The 17,196-nt window shown below is 35.9% G+C and carries 15 protein-coding genes and 1 pseudogene; 1 reads left to right on the top strand and 15 read right to left on the bottom strand.

The window, feature by feature from the left end; translation table 11 throughout:
• Window positions 1-27: 27 nt before the first annotated feature.
• The 11 genes from K7I92_RS00925 to hrcA all read right to left on the bottom strand — a co-directional run bounded on the left by K7I92_RS00925 (window position 28) and on the right by hrcA (window position 13,218).
• A complete protein-coding gene (locus K7I92_RS00925) occupies window positions 28-1,956 on the bottom strand; it encodes an NAD(+) synthase (protein WP_220281684.1) in 1,929 nt (642 codons plus the stop codon).
• Window positions 1,953-2,558, bottom strand: coding sequence for a hypothetical protein (locus K7I92_RS00930; RefSeq protein ID WP_220281685.1), 606 nt, complete (start codon window positions 2,556-2,558; stop codon window positions 1,953-1,955). The genes K7I92_RS00925 and K7I92_RS00930 overlap by 4 nt, the downstream gene beginning before the upstream one ends.
• Complete coding sequence (locus K7I92_RS00935; RefSeq protein WP_203245529.1) at window positions 2,555-4,075, bottom strand: nicotinate phosphoribosyltransferase; 1,521 nt, start codon at window positions 4,073-4,075, stop codon at window positions 2,555-2,557. Before K7I92_RS00935 ends, K7I92_RS00930 begins: the two co-directional genes overlap by 4 nt.
• Window positions 4,072-4,599: a cysteine hydrolase family protein gene (locus tag K7I92_RS00940; RefSeq protein WP_220281686.1), complete on the bottom strand. Its 528-nt coding sequence runs from the start codon at window positions 4,597-4,599 to the stop codon at window positions 4,072-4,074. The genes K7I92_RS00935 and K7I92_RS00940 overlap by 4 nt, the downstream gene beginning before the upstream one ends.
• Window positions 4,596-5,447, bottom strand: a complete 852-nt coding sequence (locus tag K7I92_RS00945) for an NUDIX hydrolase (RefSeq protein WP_220281687.1) — start codon at window positions 5,445-5,447, stop codon at window positions 4,596-4,598. The genes K7I92_RS00940 and K7I92_RS00945 overlap by 4 nt, the downstream gene beginning before the upstream one ends.
• 77 nt (window positions 5,448-5,524) lie before the next feature.
• Complete coding sequence (locus tag K7I92_RS00950) at window positions 5,525-6,022, bottom strand: DUF5673 domain-containing protein (protein ID WP_203245526.1); 498 nt, start codon at window positions 6,020-6,022, stop codon at window positions 5,525-5,527.
• A 57-nt stretch (window positions 6,023-6,079) separates the two neighbouring features.
• Window positions 6,080-8,629, bottom strand: coding sequence for an ATP-dependent Clp protease ATP-binding subunit (locus K7I92_RS00955; protein ID WP_203245525.1), 2,550 nt, complete (start codon window positions 8,627-8,629; stop codon window positions 6,080-6,082).
• A 12-nt stretch (window positions 8,630-8,641) separates the two neighbouring features.
• The gene (gene dnaJ / locus K7I92_RS00960; RefSeq protein WP_203245524.1) at window positions 8,642-9,778 is read right to left on the bottom strand and encodes a molecular chaperone DnaJ; all 1,137 of its coding nucleotides are present in this window, start codon (window positions 9,776-9,778) and stop codon (window positions 8,642-8,644) included.
• A gap of 48 nt (window positions 9,779-9,826) precedes the next feature.
• A complete protein-coding gene (gene dnaK / locus K7I92_RS00965; RefSeq protein ID WP_203245523.1) occupies window positions 9,827-11,647 on the bottom strand; it encodes a molecular chaperone DnaK in 1,821 nt (606 codons plus the stop codon).
• Window positions 11,648-11,660: 13 nt separating this feature from the next.
• The gene (grpE, locus tag K7I92_RS00970) at window positions 11,661-12,200 is read right to left on the bottom strand and encodes a nucleotide exchange factor GrpE (RefSeq protein WP_220281689.1); all 540 of its coding nucleotides are present in this window, start codon (window positions 12,198-12,200) and stop codon (window positions 11,661-11,663) included.
• Entirely contained in the window at window positions 12,193-13,218 is a 1,026-nt protein-coding gene (hrcA, locus tag K7I92_RS00975; RefSeq protein WP_220281690.1) for a heat-inducible transcriptional repressor HrcA, read from the bottom strand. The genes grpE and hrcA overlap by 8 nt, the downstream gene beginning before the upstream one ends.
• A gap of 163 nt (window positions 13,219-13,381) precedes the next feature.
• On the opposite strand from hrcA, the gene K7I92_RS00980 reads away from it, so the two are divergent.
• Window positions 13,382-14,032: an HAD family phosphatase gene (locus K7I92_RS00980; RefSeq protein WP_203245520.1), complete on the top strand. Its 651-nt coding sequence runs from the start codon at window positions 13,382-13,384 to the stop codon at window positions 14,030-14,032.
• 75 nt (window positions 14,033-14,107) lie between these two features.
• Here the strand turns inward: K7I92_RS00980 and K7I92_RS07610 are convergent.
• From K7I92_RS07610 to K7I92_RS00995, 4 genes and pseudogenes are all read right to left on the bottom strand, one after another.
• A pseudogene (locus K7I92_RS07610) lies at window positions 14,108-14,426 on the bottom strand (IS30 family transposase); the annotation flags it as partial.
• Between the two features lie 215 nt (window positions 14,427-14,641).
• Window positions 14,642-15,544, bottom strand: a complete 903-nt coding sequence (locus K7I92_RS00985) for an ATP-binding cassette domain-containing protein (RefSeq protein WP_220281691.1) — start codon at window positions 15,542-15,544, stop codon at window positions 14,642-14,644.
• A gap of 67 nt (window positions 15,545-15,611) precedes the next feature.
• A complete protein-coding gene (locus K7I92_RS00990; protein WP_220281692.1) occupies window positions 15,612-16,379 on the bottom strand; it encodes an ABC-2 family transporter protein in 768 nt (255 codons plus the stop codon).
• A gap of 2 nt (window positions 16,380-16,381) precedes the next feature.
• Entirely contained in the window at window positions 16,382-17,116 is a 735-nt protein-coding gene (locus K7I92_RS00995; RefSeq protein WP_220281693.1) for a hypothetical protein, read from the bottom strand.
• Window positions 17,117-17,196 lie beyond the last annotated feature (80 nt).

Here is a 17,196-nt window from a genome sequence, read left to right on the forward strand (position 1 = left end):
TTCTTTTGACTAGATAGAAAGAAAAATTTATAAACAATTTAATTCCTTCAACCAAACTTCCCCACTTGCATCACTTGGCATGCGCCAATCCCCTCTTGGTGATAAGGAAATCGTGCCCACTTTTGGTCCGTCCGGTAAACAAGAACGCTTAAATTGTTGACTAAAGAAACGCTTTAAGAAACGCTCTAAAGCTAGCTTAATCTCCTTTTTACTTTGCGAAGGATAGGCTACCATCGCTAACGTAACTAACTTCTTTACACTACTTCCAAAACGAATCATGTGATATAAGAAGAAATCATTCAAATCATACTTACCAATTACTTCTTCTGTCTTTTGCACAATTTCACCATTTTGATTTGGGGTTAATTCTGGTGATATTGGTATATTCACAATCCTATGCAAGACATCCGATAAAGCTTTATTTTCCGTTTCTAAAGCATAGGATTCACATATGTACTTCACTAAAGTCTTGGGGATGGAACTATTTACCCCATACATCGACATATGGTCACCATTATACGTACACCAGCCTAAAGCCAGTTCTGAAAGATCACCGGTACCAATCACCAAGCCCTTCTCTTGATTGGCAATATCCATCAATAGATACGTACGCATTCTCGCTTGAGCATTTTCATAGGTTGTATCTCCTTCCCCTTGGTAACTAGTTGGATGACCAATGGCTTTTAAATGTTCCTGAACCATTTCTTGAATGGGAATTTCTCTTACTTCAATGTTTAAAGCTTCCATTAAATCTAAGGCATTTTGATAAGTATAATTAGTTGTATTACCATATGAAGGCATCGTTACACCAATCATTCTTAAGTCTGGATAAAGCTTCCTTGTTTCATGAAGAACCAAAAGAGCTAACGTGCTATCCAAACCACCTGAAACACCTATGACTGCTGTCTTTAAGCCGGTTGCTTTATAGCGTTGAAATAAAGCCCTTGACTGCATTTGCAAAACAGCACGACTTCTTTCTAAACGTTCCTTCTTTTCCCTTGGCACAAAGGGGAATGGATTCACATCATAGTGATTTTCATGCAAGAAAGAAACCATCTCCTCAACACTTTCTTCTACTTGTCCTAAATCCACTTCAATAGAAGGAAATAATAAACCATTTCCAAAGGTATTTAGACTACGACGACTTGCGATAATCTTATCCATGTCCACAATAGCTTCTAAGATAGTTCTTTTTAATGGCCAAATCATTTCTTTTAATAAATGACCTTCACCGGCAATCATACAATGACCAGAAAACACAAGGTCTGTACTGCTTTCTCCTAATCCACTTGAAGCATAAATATAAGCACAATGACCAATTGCACTTTGTTGAAGGACAAGATGACGGCGATACTTCGCTTTACCAATCATTTCATTGGAGGCGGATAAATTCACAATCACATTTGCGCCATTTTCGACCAAGGCATTAGATGGACGATTTACTACCCAAAGATCTTCACAAATTTCACAACCAATCTTAATTTCACCATCCTTTAACAAGTAATGTTTACCAAAGGCAACTTCTTCCTTTCCAATCATGATGAAATCACAATCCACATCCATTCCACTCGCAAACCAACGTAGTTCATAAAATTCATGATAATTCGGCAAAAAAGTTTTTGGAACTACTAATTTATATTCACCATCTTGAATAAAAACAGCTGTATTGTACAAACGATTCTCTTTCATTAAAGGAGCTCCCACCACCATGAGTTGTTGCGGATAACTTTGACTAAATACTCTTAATTCCTCTAAGCCGAAAATCACTTCTTTTAATAAACCATCTTGATGAAATAAATCTCCTAGACTATACCCCGTTAAACTAAGCTCGGGAAAGACCACCAGCTTCGCATCGGTTTCTTGTAAGGATTGCTTGATTTGACGAACATTCTCCATCACATTTCCTAAAGCTGTTTCCAAAGAAACACTCGCCATTTTTATAAAAGGATTTTTCATAACACCTCCTGTAATACCGCTAAGGAAAAAGGCAACACTTCTTCCAATTCTTTTCTGTGTTGATGTTGGTCTTGAAGCCAAAGACGCACCCGGCTGGAAGAAATAGTTTTTGACCAATTGGGACTTTTAATGATTGTTACATAAGGCATTAAAGCCATCAAGAAAGAAGAATTTTTCATTTCTTCTAAAACATTTTTTTCTCTTTCCAAGCAAACAATCCCAAATTCTTTGGCAATCTTATCGACATTCAACCAAGTACTTTCCATTTTTAAAAATTGATCGTCTCCCAATAGTAAAGCACAATCATAGCCTTTTTGTTTTAAGGCTTTAAGACTTTGATAAGTACGAGGTTGTTCTTCTTGTTCTAAATCATAGGTGGATATTTTCATCCATGGATGATTTTCTTGGCACTTTCTTAATAAAGCCAAACGTTGATTGGCACTTAAGGCATAATCTTTTCGTTGATCTTGTTCAATGTAATGACTTTGACTGGGTAAAAAGATAACACAGTCTCTTTTGGTTTGTTCTAAAGATAGTTTGGCTAACTCAATATGAGCTTTTGTGACTGGATTAAAGGCTCCGGCAAATAAGAGAGCTTTCATTTTCCTGCTTCCTTGTATAATTTTTCGTACAAATCAGCACGTAATTTAGCTAATTTAGGACTTAAATCCACATAATGGCGATGCGGTAACTCAGTTCTTAATTCTGATTCCCAAACACGATATTGAAGTTGTTCACGAATGTATTCTTTTTTAGCACGAATATCCGGTAAATCCAAGACTATTTCCCCTTGAATCATATGTGGAACTAAAATTCTTTCAATGTGAAATGGAGTGATACGAATGATCGGTTCTAATGCATCCGGATCTAAATTCACCACTTCAATTTCTTGACCATTCTCAAAAACTTCATCGTCTAAAGCAATGATGTCACATTGTCCCTTCCCCTCTTCATCAAATACTCGCCAAGCCATTAGTTTACCCGGAATAATGGCTTTTGAAGCTGAATCAGAGAATTTCATCTTTGGTGTGTAAGTTCCATCTTCATTCTTGATAGCAACCAACTTATAAACCCCACCAAAAACCGGATCTGTAGCAGAGGTAATCAACTTTTCACCAACCCCATAGGCATCAAACTTCGCTCCTTCATACAATTCCATATTTGACATTTTCTTTTCATCCAAAGAATTGGAAGCCACTAATTTAATATAGCTCTTACCAACCCCATCCAAAGCTTTTCTTAATTTCTTATAGCCACGGGCTAAATCGCCAGAATCAATACGTGCTGCTTTGACACGCTTATTTGGATCATTTGGATACTTCGCAATCATGGCATCATCCAACTTAATTAAGTTTGGCAGACCGGAATTAAAGATACTATAAGTATCCAGCAATAAGGACACATTATCTGGGTAAGTTTCAGCATAAGCCTCAAAGGCCTCGTATTCACTTGGAAAGAATTCCACATAAGAGTGAGCAATCGTTCCTACTGCCGGTACATCAGGACCATACTTCATTTCCGCCAAACAATTTGCTGTACCAATACAACCACCTAAGATAGAGGCATAAGCTCCATCATTACCGGCTGAAGCTCCTTGGGCACGTCTCGTACCAAATTCCATAACATTGCGTTCATGATTGGTGCTTAAACCTGTAATCTTAGTGGCTTTAGTGGTGATTAAACTATGAAAGTTCATGGTTTGAAGTAAATACGTTTCAATCAAAATAGCTCCCACCATATCGCATTCAATCCGTACCATTGGTACTTGTGGATAGCACACCGTTCCTTCTCGTAACATATACACATCGCCTTTCCAACGATATGTTTTTAAATAGTCACAGAATTCAGCACTCATTCCCTTGTAAAGTAGCCATTGAATATCTTGATTGTTGAAATGATAATTTTTTAAAAAGCGTAATAACTTATGTTGACCGGCTGAAATAGAATAGCCTAAGTCATCAGGATTTTCTCGGAAGAACATATCAAAGACCATAACAGTATCTTTATAGCCATGTAGGAACAATGAATTTGCCATTGAGAATTCATAAAAGTCAGTGACCATCGCTGGATTATCATAATCTTCATCCGGAATATATGCGTTTACTTGAATATTTGTCATAATGGGAACTCCTTTATTTCCACTTGATTTATTTTTAAGACCTCTAAACTTTTTTCTTTCAATAAGGGACTTGTGGCACTTGTCGCATTTTCATAAACAGAAATCGTACTTTCAGGCAAAGCGGTTTTCACTAAAATAGCGTTACTTAAAACACAAATATCGGTACAAATACCTATAAAATCCACTTCATCCGGTTGGCTTTTCTTTAACGCTTCTACCAATTCAAAACTACCAAATTGCCTTTTTTCAATTTTTATAAAAGACTTCTTATTTAATTCTTCAGCAATTGAAGCTTCTAATTGCCAACCGGGACTATCTTTTACGCAATGAAATACCGGTAAATGACGACCTTCATTACTGGATAAATACTGATTATCATGCGTATCCATTGTCACATAAATTTCATCATAAGGCTCTTGAATAATTCTTTTAGCAACCTTTAGAATTGCAACTGCTTCTTTTGTGCCCAAATTCCCTGTCACAAAATCCACTTGCATATCGACCACAACCAAACATCGTTTCATTTCAAGTTCCTCCCCCATTTCGTTAATGGATTGTATTGATATAATTTAACTCTTCTTCCTTTCTGGATTGCAAAACGTTGAATATCGGTCACATACTTACGTATATCTCGCCGGAAATTTGGTGTATCCACTTTCTTATGTAAAACAGCTTCATAAGCTAATTGGGCTGCTTTCAAACTGAAATTCTTTGGTAACAAGTGAAATAAAAGTCCATCACTCATCACCCGATCTTGTAAATAATCCATAGCTCGATTGATGGCTTTATAATGATCCCCTGCTAATTTAGTCTTGCTTAATAATGTAGAACTTGTTTGAATGTAATTTTCCTTTACCGTATCGCATATTTGGTAACGAATGGAAATATCTTCATATTCCAACATCAAGGTTGAAATTCTCTTTTCATCATCCACACTTTCCACTTTTTTTCTAATTTCAAACCAAGTCGTATTTAAGGCATCATCTGCCGCCATAGCTAAAGGGATAGAAGATGGTGGTACCATCGTTAAATATACGGTTGTAATAATTCGTGTTCGTGGATCCCGGTCTACTTTAGAAAAGGTATAAAGCTGTTCAAAGTAAATATTCTCTGACAAAGAGGTTTCTTCCTTGAGTTCCCTTAAAGCCGCCCCATCTAAATCTTCATTCATATCTAGAAAGCCGCCGGGCATTGCCCAATCATGAATAAAAGGATGGTTTCTTCGTTGAATTAAAAGGACTTTCAACTTTCCTTCATCCACGGTAAAAACAAGACAATCAGCTGTCTGACTGGCTTTTTCATAGTGCGAACTATCATAACGTTGGAGAAATTCTTCTAAGCTTTCTCCTTTCTCATTCAATATCTTTTTCATAGTCATTTTGACTATTTAATAATAGCCTATTCCCGAAAATAGTCAAGCACCAAAAAAGCTACTTTAGAAAGTAGCTCCTATTGTTTCTTTAGACGACGATATTTTTTCCCTATTTTCTCTTTTAATAATTGTTCTACTGCTTTCTGATTCTTTAAATCAAAGTTTACTTCACGTGTCAATTCTTCAAATTTACGCTTGCGATTTTCCTCTTGGATAATAAAGATAACCGTAAAACGCTTAGCTTGTTTATACACATCATAAGCCTTCACATCCTGATATGGATAGAAATAAGAGCCGGAAACGAAACCCTCATTCCCAACACCATCATGGCTGAAAAAGAAAATTAAGCAGGCAACTAAAGTAACTATATAACGAATAAGCAATAAGACAGAAAAACCGGCAAAAAATTCCAAACTGCTTAAAAGTGCAATTACCAATACTAAGGTACGAATGATGGTCCATTGTCTATCCTTTATTTTAACTTTAGAGGCACAACGAAAATTCAAATAACCCATATACACAGCCAAAAAACCGAAGACCGATACCATTGCCCATTGAAATGTATCATTATTCATAAGAAACCTCTTTCTAACTTCTGTTACTAATGTACCAAAAAAGAGTAGTTTTTGAAACTACCCTTGCAAATGAATTTGATAACCGGACACATCCGCATCTACGATAATTTTCTTTCCTTGTACATCTATATTCTCTAAAAGAACACGAGCCACTCTGGTTTCAATTTCTTTTTGAATATGACGCTTCATAGGTCTAGCTCCATATTCTTGATCCGTTCCTACCGCCACAATTCTTTCTTTTGCGGCATCCGTTACTTCTAATTGCACATCCTTATCCGCTAGACGAGCTTGTAGTTGGGATAAGAACTTCATCGCAATCTTCTTGGATACTTCTTGATCTAAAGAATGGAAAATAATGATGTCATCAATACGATTAATAAACTCTGGTTTAAAATGAGTTTGTATTTCACGACGATAATTTTCCTCTTGGTTTCCTTCTTGGAAAGCGTATTGACTGCCCAGATTGGAAGTCATGATAATGATGGTGTTTTTAAAATCAACTGTAACTCCTTTGGAATCCGTGATGCGACCATCGTCTAAAACTTGCAGCAGAATATTGAAAACATCTGGATGAGCCTTTTCAATTTCGTCTAGTAAGACAATGGAATAAGGATTACGACGAACCGCTTCACTTAATTGACCACCTTCTTCATAACCAACATAGCCGGGAGGCGCCCCAATCAAACGTGAAACAGAGAATTTCTCCATATACTCACTCATATCAATACGAATGATTTTATTTTCATCATCGAATAATTGTTCAGCTAAAGCCTTTGCGACTTCGGTTTTACCAACCCCTGTTGGTCCTAAAAACAAGAAACTACCTAGCGGACGATGTTCATCTTGAATATTCGCTTTTGCTCTTAAGATGGCATCACTGACCAATGCCAAGGCTTCATCTTGCCCCATCACTCTTTGACGCAAATAATCCGCTAAATGAAGCACCTTTTGTCTTTCCGTGCTTAAAAGTTTAGAAACTTCAATATGTGTCCAATTGGATACAATCTTAGCCACCATATCTTCATCTACATCCTGTTGAATTAAAGTGTTATGGTTATTTTCTTCCGCATCTTGAATTTTCTTTTCTAAATTAGGAATAGTTTCATATTTTAATTTAGCGGCTTGCTCGTAATTAGCTTCATTTTGTGCTTGATTTAAAGCCAACTTTTCTTTTTCCAATTGTTCCTTCGCTAGTTTGACCTCATCCGCCTTTGCTTTTTCTTCTTTCCATTGGCTCATTAATGCTGTCTGTTCTTCCGATAAATTAGAGAGGTCTTTTTGTATTTCTTCTAAACGCCCTTTCGCTTTCGCATCACTTTCTTCCTTCAAAGAAGTTTCTTCAATTTGTAAGGTCATGATTTTACGCGATAGTTCATCTAATTCGGCCGGCATGGAATCCATTTCCACACGAATGGTTGCGCAAGCTTCATCAACTAAATCAATGGCTTTATCGGGTAAGAAACGATCCGTAATATAACGATTAGATAAAGTAGCGGCCGCAATAATCGCTTCATCTTTAATACGGACACCATGATGCGATTCAAAACGTTCTTTTAAACCGCGCAGAATAGAAATTGTATCTTCCACCGATGGTTGATTAACCATAATCTTTTGGAAACGACGTTCCAAAGCTCTATCTTTTTCAATGTATAAACGATATTCATCAAAGGTGGTCGCTCCAATGCACTTGAGTTCCCCTCTTGCTAGCATTGGCTTCAATAAGTTCGCCGCATCCATGGATCCCTCTGTTTTACCGGCTCCTACTAAATTATGAATTTCATCAATGAATAAAATAATTTCACCTGCAGCGGCTTTCACTTCTTTCAATACACCCTTTAATCGTTCTTCAAACTCACCACGATATTTTGCTCCGGCAATTAAGGCTCCCATATCGAGTTCAATAAGCTTCTTATTTTGTAAACCTAAAGGGACATCACCATTCATAATACGCCAAGCCAATCCCTCCACAATAGCTGTTTTACCAACCCCCGGTTCTCCAATCAGAACGGGATTATTCTTTGTTTTACGAGATAAAATTTCCATCACACGGCGGATTTCTTCATCACGACCAATGATTGGATCAATTTTTCCATCCTTCACATCTTGAACAATGTCATGACCATATTTCTTTAAAGCTTCTACTTGGCTTTCCGATGTTCTTTCTTCCATTTTAACACCCCCTCTTCTTTTCAATTCTGCCTCTTCAATCTGAGTAGCACTTAATTGATGTTTCTTTAACCAACTTTGAATAAAGTAATCATTTCCTTGAAAAAGCCCGACTAACACTGCTCCTTGACTTAAGTATTGATCACCTTGTTGCTTGGCCCAAGTTTGTCCGGCTTGAAAAGCTTGGTACAAACCTTGAGATAAGCGTGGTTCATAATTTCCTTCTACCGTTGCGACTTTATGCAGAGCATCCGCTATTTCTTGAATAAACCCTCTTTTATCAATGCCCAAATCAGCCCACAAAGAATCAAAGTCATGTTCATCGACTACGCTTTGTAAAAAATGCAAGCATTGAACTTCCGGATGCTTTAGCTTTTGGGCTAAAGCGATAGAAAGAGAAAGAAGCTCTTGAAGAGCTTCTGTCATTTGTTCGATATTCATAGCCATTCCTCCTTAAGAGAACTGTTTCTTGAACTTTTCCCAAAGGGTATCCCCTTTTCCAGAATGTTGGATTTGCGCCAACTGCTGATAAAGCTCTTTCTCTTTTTTGGTTAAGTGTTGATCCACTTGAACCCTAACTGTACAAATTTGATCACCATATTGATCCCGACTGCGCACATCAGGAACACCTTTGGATCGTAAGCGTAACTTCGTGCCATCTTGTGTACCCGCCGGAATTTTCATCTTCACATCACCATGAATGGTTGGCGCCTCAATCTCACAACCCAAAGTCGCATCCACAGCTGAAATTGGAATTTCAAGATGAATGTTACGACCTTCTCTTAAGAATTGTTTATGAGGAAGAACATGGACTTCTAGGTATAAATCACCATTTGGACCACCATTTCTACCTCTTTCACCCTTACCGCTAATACGTAAGGATTGACCTTCATTGATACCAGCCGGGATACTTATATCCACACTTTCTCTTTCATGGGTATAGCCTGCTCCATGACAATGATGACAAGCTTTGCGAATCTTCTTACCCGTACCCGAACATTCCGGACAAACTGTTTCTGTTTGCATCGTACCAAAGATGGTTTGTTGAACACCAATCACTCTTCCTGAACCATGACATCTTGGACAAGTTTCCACATCACTTGGCTTTTCCGCTCCACTTCCATGGCAATGGGTACAGGTTTCATCCACCTCTAAATTCAAGGTCTCTTTCTTACCAAAACAAGCATCCATAAAGGAAAGATTGATGCGCATATAACGGTCTTCCCCCTTCGTTGCTCGATTTCTTTGCCGTGATGAACCGCCAAAATCAGAACCGAAACCAAATCCATTACCGCCAAAGAAGGAACCAAAGATATCACTAAAATCACCAAAGCCGGCACCACTAAAACCACCGGCTTGATTGGGATCAACACCCGCAAAACCAAATTGGTCATAACTTTGTTTCTTGGATGGATCGGAAAGAATTTCATAGGCCTCATTGATTTCCTTGAATTTTTCTTCTGCACCCGGCTCTTTGTTCACATCAGGATGGTATTTCTTCGCCAAGTGGCGATACGCTTTCTTGATTTCATCAGCACTGGCTGATTTAGCGACACCTAGGACTTCATAATAATCTCTTTTATCGGCCATATTGCCTACCTTTCTAAAGGAAAGCGGAAGTCTAACTTCCGCTTCTGCTTATTTCTTTTCTTCGAAGTCAGCGTCTACGACATCATCGTTATTGTGATCCGTGGATTGACTGGCATCTTGTTGCGCTTGGGAAGCCGATTGTTGCTGATACATCGCTTGACTGACCGCATTCATTGCTTGTTCCAATGCTTCTAAGCGTGTCTTTAAAGAATCCATATCATTTTGATCAATAGCTTGTTTCAATTCATCTCTCAGCTTTTGAACTTCTTCTTTTTGTTCAGCTGTTACATTTGGAACATCTTGCTTCAAGGTTTCATCAATTTGGTTAATATACATTTCCGCCTTGTTCTTTAATTCCACATTTTCTTTGAACTTATCATCTTCGGCTTTATGAGCTTCAGCTTCTTGCACCATACGGTTAATTTCATCTTCACTTAAACCGGAAGAATCTTTAATCACGATGGACTGTTCCTTATTCGTAGCCTTATCCTTTGCCGTTACGTGAACAATACCATTGACATCAATATCGAATGTGACTTCAATTTGAGGCATACCGCGACGAGCTGGAGGAATCCCATCCAATTGGAAGTTTCCTAATAACTTATTATCCATTGCTGTTGAGCGTTCCCCTTGTAAAACCTTAATATCCACGGCCGGTTGATTGTCCGCTGCCGTAGAGAATACTTGACTCTTTGAAGTTGGAATCGTTGTATTACGAGGAATTAAGACCGTCATTACACCGCCCAATGTTTCAATACCTAAGCTCAATGGTGTGACATCTAACAATAAGACATCCTTAACATCCCCGGAAATAACGCCGCCTTGAATAGCAGCTCCCAAAGCTACCACCTCATCTGGGTTCACTGACTTATTAGGTTCTTTGCCTAATTCATTCTTAACCGCATCTTGAACAGCCGGAATACGAGTTGAACCACCAACCAATAGAACTTGGTGAATATCATTCTTACTTAATTTTGCATCACTTAAGGCTTGGCGAACCGGAACCATTGTTCTTTCCACTAAATCTTTGGTTAATTCATTGAATTTAGCACGCGTTAAAGTTGCTTCTAAATGCAATGGACCGGAAGGACCGGCCGAAATAAATGGTAAGGAAATTTGTGTTTGTAATGTACCACTTAAATCCTTTTTCGCTTTTTCAGCAGCTTCTTTCAGACGTTGAAGTGCCATCTTATCGTTTCTCAAGTCGATGTTATTATCAGCCTTGAAAGTATCCGCTAACCAATCCATGATGCGATTATCAAAGTCATCACCACCTAATTTTGTATCACCGGCGGTTGAAAGAACTTCAAATGTTCCATCTGCAATTTCCAAAATAGAAACATCGAATGTTCCACCACCTAAGTCATACACCAAAATCTTTTGTTCCATATCATTATCTTTATCCAAACCATAGGCTAAAGCGGAAGCAGTTGGTTCGTTGATAATACGACAAACATCCAAGCCGGCAATCTTACCAGCATCTTTGGTTGCTTGGCGTTGGGCATCGTTAAAGTAAGCTGGTACCGTAATAACTGCCTTTTCTACTTTTTCACCTAAGTAAGCCTCTGCGTAATCTTTTAAGTAACTTAAAATCATTGCTGAAACTTCTTGTGGTGTATATTGTTTGCCTTCTAAAGTTACTTTTTCATTGGTTCCCATTAAACGCTTAATGGAATAAACCGTCTCCTTGTTGGTAATCAATTGACGCTTCGCCGCATCACCAATAATTCTTTCCCCATTCTTAAACGCAACCACCGATGGTGTTGTTCGATTCCCTTCTGGATTAGCGATTACTTTCGCTTCTTTACCTTCCATAACAGCGACACAAGAGTTCGTTGTTCCTAAGTCAATACCAATAATCTTGCTCATATTCTAGTCCTCCTTATTCTGAAACTTTAACCATTGCCGGTCTTAATAATCGATCTTTAATCATATAACCTTTTTGCAATATTTCAATCACTATGTTTGGTTCAACACCTTCCTTAGCTTCACTCATTAAAGCTTGATGGAAGCTACCATCAAATTGATGATTTAAAGCATCAATTTCTTGAACACCTTCTTTCGCTAGAGTGTTTTGAAGTTGACTATAAATCATCTCCACACCTTTGCGATAGGCTTCATCTTGTGTTTCTTGCGCCAAGGCTCTTTCACAGTTATCTAAAATCGGTAATAATTCTTTCGCAAAATTTGCCATTTGGAATTTTGTCCTTTGTTCAAAATCTGTTTGTAAACGTTTCTTCATGTTTTCCGCATCCGCATAGGCTTTTGCATATTCATTTTTCAAGATAGCCACTTGTTCTTCTAAAGTTATGACTTGAGCTTGCAGCTTTTCTTCTGCACTCAATTCAACTTCTTCTTCAACCGGGCTTTCTTCTACTTTCTCTTCTAATTTTTCTTCTACATTTTCATTTTTTTCAGTCATGGTCATCTCCCTTTCGATAGGCCTCTTCAATCATGCGTGCCACATAATCCAGCAGTGGCACAATCCTGTCATATTCCATACGACTAGGACCGACCACCATTAATTCCCCGCTGTCTTCATCATTCAAGTGAAACTTTGAGCGGACAATCGCTAAATCATTCACCCAAGTTAATTGCGAACCGCCCCTTGTTGTAAGAGCAACCGCATTCGCATTTTCATCCATTTGTTTCCAGATGCTTTCATCTTCAAACATACCCATCAATTTTTTCATCTTATTGATGTCTTCAAATTCCGGTTGGAAAAAAACCTTATCTTTCCCAGAGAAGTAAACGGTATCGTTTGCGAAACGAATGAAAGCTCTTAGAAACGCAGTAAATAAAACATCATGCCTTTGCACAACCGCATTTAGCTCTGGCTTAATTTCTTCTAATCTTAAAGCCAATTCCGTTAAAGCGACACCTTTTAAGCGACGATTCAAAATATCGGTTGTGGTTTCTAAGTCTTGAATGGAAACGGATTGCTTGAAATGAAAGTTTCTTGTTTCCGTATGCCCTTGATCAGTAATAAAGACACAAACTGCATTTCTTTCATCTAACGGGAATAATTTAATGTGTTCTAAGTGCTGTTTTGAAGCATCTGGTCCAATTGCTCCAGCCGTCATGTTAGTCATTTCTGAAACAATTTCACAACTTTGACGAATCGCTTCATCTACACTCATAAGTGATGCTTCAAAGGCATCATGAACAGCAACTTCCATGCGCTTATCCAAATTGGACTCATCCAATAAAGTTTCGCAATAGAAACGATAACCCATGGTACTAGGAATACGACCACTACTCGTATGTGTCTTTTCTAAATAACCCATTTCTTCCAATACCTGCATATCATTACGAATAGTTGCACTGGAATAAGTTAGGTGATACCTTTCTTGCAAGGCTTTGGATCCAATCGGTTCGGCGGTTTTGATGAACTCATCCACGATGGCTTTAAAGATTTGAATTCTTCTTGGCGTTAGCATCCAACATCACCTCCTTATTGGCACTCTAATTGAATATCTGCTAGTATCGTATCCCATTCGTTTAGCACTGTCAACTATTAAGTGCTAAATTCTTCCAACTTTTTTTGGGATTGCTTCTTCTATCTCTCTACTTGTATGATAGATGTGTAAACAAGGAGTATTTATGAAATATAATGCAGTGATTTTTGATTTTAATGGAACTTTACTATTTGATACGGATTTACATGTCAAGGCTTGGGATACAATCTCACAAAGCTTAAATTGTGGTCCTATTACATTAGAAACCATTCTAACAAAGTATTGGGGACTAGCGAACATTGATTTATTAAAGGGCTTAACGGGAAATCGCTATAGTGATGAAGAATACACTAATCTTTCAAAGAAAAAAGAAGCTTTATATCGCTCCTATGTTGAAGCTGATTCTTCTTTTCAACTAGTGGATGGTGTGCCTGAATTATTGGATTATTTAAAAGACAAGAATATTCCTTTTACCATTGCTTCAGCTTCCATCAAAGATAATATTGATTTTTACATTCGGCATTTTCACTTAGATCAATGGATGGATCCTAAAAGCATTATTTACGATGATGGTAGCTATGCGAATAAGAAAGAAATGTACCAACAAGCCATGAAAAATTTAAAGGTTAGTGATAAAGTACTTGTTTTTGAAGATTCTATCCATGGCATTAAAGCCGCCTTAGAAATAGGAGCCGATGTGATTGCGATTGATTCCCCTCAATTAAGAAACCTTCATCATCCAAATATCAAGGCTTGTATCCACAATTACCAAAATATCTTTGCCTTATTTGATTAGGGAATGAATATTCTTTAGATAATAAGCTTATGGATAAGGTCTTATCCATAAAAATTTAAAAATTTCCTTGAATTGTCAAATCAATTGCAACTTAACTGAATGATATACCTCATATGGAGTTTCCAATTTAAGCATTTACGAGGTCTAAGATTTATTTCTTTCATTTTTGCCTAATCATTGTATGCTTAGAAAATCCTTTCCCTCTATCTGGGGTTATCGTTTTATTGGTTAATGTGACTAAACATGCTCTACTGGTTTGCCCAATACTGTATCAGCTTCCCAATCCCCCTAGTCGTTCTCGAGTATTTGCTGACTTAGGTCTATCGGTAAGAAAATTACTTATCTGGATTTCAACTCTTTTTTCTTCATGATTCTTTGTATGACGACTTTTTCCGCAATTCTTCTACATTACTACCTATTCTATATTTATTATGTTCATCACCAACACCATCAATACTTATCCTAATTCTTTTTTAAGTGAAATAAGTAATGCTTAAATATTTTCCGTTGTCATATCATTGTTTTTGTTGGCAAAGTCCAAATTATGGCAATATTTGCAATTTAAATTGCATTTTGATGTGATTTCTAATCTTACCGAGGTAAATAAACTCATTGTAAATCTCCTTTATCTATTTTTTTTGTGACCATATCAACAGTTTTATCTTTTAAATCAATTGACAAAACTGTGTCCCAATTTATTTTCTGCAAAAAATTATTTATTCTACCTTGAATTAATATTTTAACCTTATGTGAATTCATTTTATTGATTTCAATATTTTCCGATTCTAAAAGTTCAACTTCTCGATTAAATTCAATCAAAAGTTCGGTGTATTTAACAGATAATACATTCTTCGTTAAATATTCAATGGCAGAACCATCTTCTCTTAAAATCAGTAATCGGTCACACAATTTTGTAATATCTAAAAAATTATGCGATGTAATTACAAAAATACAATCCGGATGGGTTTGTTTATAATCACATAATAATTCAATTATTGTTTCTTTAGTGTGGTAATCCAACCCTATAAACGCTTCATCTAAAAAGATATACTTTGGTTCTCTTATTAAAACCGCTATAATGTCCGCTTGAACTCTTTGCCCATAACTTACCTTCCTTAGCAAATTATTCCAATAATATTTCAAAGTAACTTTTTCACCATAATATTCTAAATTTTCAACCATTTTTTCAGGATTGACATCGTAAATTTTACAAAGTAGTTCTATACTTTGTCTAATGGATAAGTCCCACCAAAGTGAACTTCTCTGTCCCCAAACAACTCCTATTTTACTCATCAATTTCCTTCTGAACTTATAAACACTTTTATCGCCAAAATAGATATCACCTTGCTGTGGTCTTAAAATAGATAACATTAATTTAATCAATGTCGACTTCCCTGTTCCATTATTACCTACAACTCCAATGCTTTCTCCATCTTTAATTATCAAATCTAAATTATTAAATAATCTTTTTTTATCTTTATAGTTGAACACAATTTTTTCTAGTTTTATCATAATTCCTCCATTACAAAATATCTATAGCTCTAAATTTGAATATTTAGTAAATTTGTTTTACATCTTTTTACCTATTATTGCTTTGATATTTTAATAACATATAATTAAACATACATATACCCATTAAATTCACTAATACCATTGTGAAAAATGGGTATATATACCCTAAAAAAACAATATCACTATTTCCAATCAAATCTACTGGCAGATATAGACAAAAATAAATTGGGACGATGAATGTATATATAAATTTAGCTGGATTTTTTAATAATGTAGTTGGATAAAATCCTATATTAGCACTTGAATCAACTAAAATACTAGCTAGCATTGTCCCTTCTGTCGTTATAGTTAATATAGATGCTGCAATTAACATCAACCCGATATAAGTTATCCCCAAAATTAATATCAAATATAATGTAGCTATAATAGATAACTCAAACCCTTGCCTATAGCTTTCTAATATAGATATTATTCCAACAATGATACCCGAAATTCTTCTGATAAATATTTCCGAAATTATAACTTGATATATTATCGATAGTGGTCTTGTAAAATAGATATCTAAATCTCCAGAAAATAATAATTGCTGATAATTATCTAAGCCTCTTGCAAACATTCTAGCAAAATTATAAGCAACCAAAATAGAACCATACATAAAATGTACCAGCATAGATACATTATTATTGCTGGCAACACTTCCTTTCAAAAATAAATTGACAGCAATTAAAGGAATTATTGAATAAATAAACCAAATCACTAATTCCAGAATCATATTTTTTTTGTAACTTATCTGCCCAGTTAGACTTGCACGGTACAACATTAATGTTTTTTTCATTTTCATCCTCCATATATTTCAGTTTTATTAGATAATATCCTAAACAAATAGTATGATATTAGCGCAAGCACACTACACCAAATTAGTTGAAAAATAATAATTTCTTTTTTTTCATATAATAAAACTTGAACTGGTCCATCAACCAAAAATGCAAATGGAGTAAAATAACAAATCTTTATAAATTGCTGTGGCAAATATTTTAAGGGTATGATTCCACCAGATAAAATACCACTAACACCGTTTAATAGTGCTTTGGAAGCAGAGTGATTATTTAACGGTAAAGATAACGAGTAGAAGCATTCGCCCACAAATACACTCAGCAATAAACTCAAAAAAATAGACACCAAAAAAAATGCACATCTTAAAAATGAAATTTGCAAAAATATCATTAACAAAATTAAAAATAATATGTTCTCTGCAAAACCAGCAATACAAGTTGCAATATCTTCAAGTACGATAATTTCCCATATTTCTTTTGGAAAAGTATAATATTTGGATATTTCTCCCTTTTTTAATAAATGTATAAAATTTGGAAGTCTATTTGTAAGCAAGCAATTATTTAAGACATTGGCAATCACCAAATATGACATCAGATTACTCTCTTCATTTTTTAAAAGACCCGTATAAACAGAAAATTCAGCATAAACTATTATGATAATAAAAAAATAATTCAATATTATTTTTTCTTTATATTTAAAACTTCTTTTTAGTTCATTTTTAATAATTTCTAATACCATTTATTTTTTCTACAATTAAGTTTGGACACTAAAATTATTGGCAAAGCCTGATAACAAGCTTTGCCAATAATCATCCTAAT

This window comes from Bulleidia sp. zg-1013 (genome assembly GCF_019798045.1).
Lineage (GTDB): Bacteria > Bacillota_I > Bacilli_A > Erysipelotrichales > Erysipelotrichaceae > Bulleidia.

Bases quoted from the DNA above. Each gene is read 5' to 3' on its own strand.
- K7I92_RS00925 (WP_220281684.1), bottom strand. From the start codon at position 1,956: ATGAAAAATCCTTTTATAAAAATGGCGAGTGTTTCTTTGGAAACAGCT.
- K7I92_RS00930 (WP_220281685.1), bottom strand. From the start codon at position 2,558: ATGAAAGCTCTCTTATTTGCCGGAGCCTTTAATCCAGTCACAAAAGCT.
- K7I92_RS00935 (WP_203245529.1), bottom strand. From the start codon at position 4,075: ATGACAAATATTCAAGTAAACGCATATATTCCGGATGAAGATTATGAT.
- K7I92_RS00940 (WP_220281686.1), bottom strand. From the start codon at position 4,599: ATGAAACGATGTTTGGTTGTGGTCGATATGCAAGTGGATTTTGTGACA.
- K7I92_RS00945 (WP_220281687.1), bottom strand. From the start codon at position 5,447: ATGAAAAAGATATTGAATGAGAAAGGAGAAAGCTTAGAAGAATTTCTC.
- K7I92_RS00950 (WP_203245526.1), bottom strand. From the start codon at position 6,022: ATGAATAATGATACATTTCAATGGGCAATGGTATCGGTCTTCGGTTTT.
- K7I92_RS00955 (WP_203245525.1), bottom strand. From the start codon at position 8,629: ATGAATATCGAACAAATGACAGAAGCTCTTCAAGAGCTTCTTTCTCTT.
- dnaJ (WP_203245524.1), bottom strand. From the start codon at position 9,778: ATGGCCGATAAAAGAGATTATTATGAAGTCCTAGGTGTCGCTAAATCA.
- dnaK (WP_203245523.1), bottom strand. From the start codon at position 11,647: ATGAGCAAGATTATTGGTATTGACTTAGGAACAACGAACTCTTGTGTC.
- grpE (WP_220281689.1), bottom strand. From the start codon at position 12,200: ATGACTGAAAAAAATGAAAATGTAGAAGAAAAATTAGAAGAGAAAGTA.
- hrcA (WP_220281690.1), bottom strand. From the start codon at position 13,218: ATGCTAACGCCAAGAAGAATTCAAATCTTTAAAGCCATCGTGGATGAG.
- K7I92_RS00980 (WP_203245520.1), top strand. From the start codon at position 13,382: ATGAAATATAATGCAGTGATTTTTGATTTTAATGGAACTTTACTATTT.
- K7I92_RS00985 (WP_220281691.1), bottom strand. From the start codon at position 15,544: ATGATAAAACTAGAAAAAATTGTGTTCAACTATAAAGATAAAAAAAGA.
- K7I92_RS00990 (WP_220281692.1), bottom strand. From the start codon at position 16,379: ATGAAAAAAACATTAATGTTGTACCGTGCAAGTCTAACTGGGCAGATA.
- K7I92_RS00995 (WP_220281693.1), bottom strand. From the start codon at position 17,116: ATGGTATTAGAAATTATTAAAAATGAACTAAAAAGAAGTTTTAAATAT.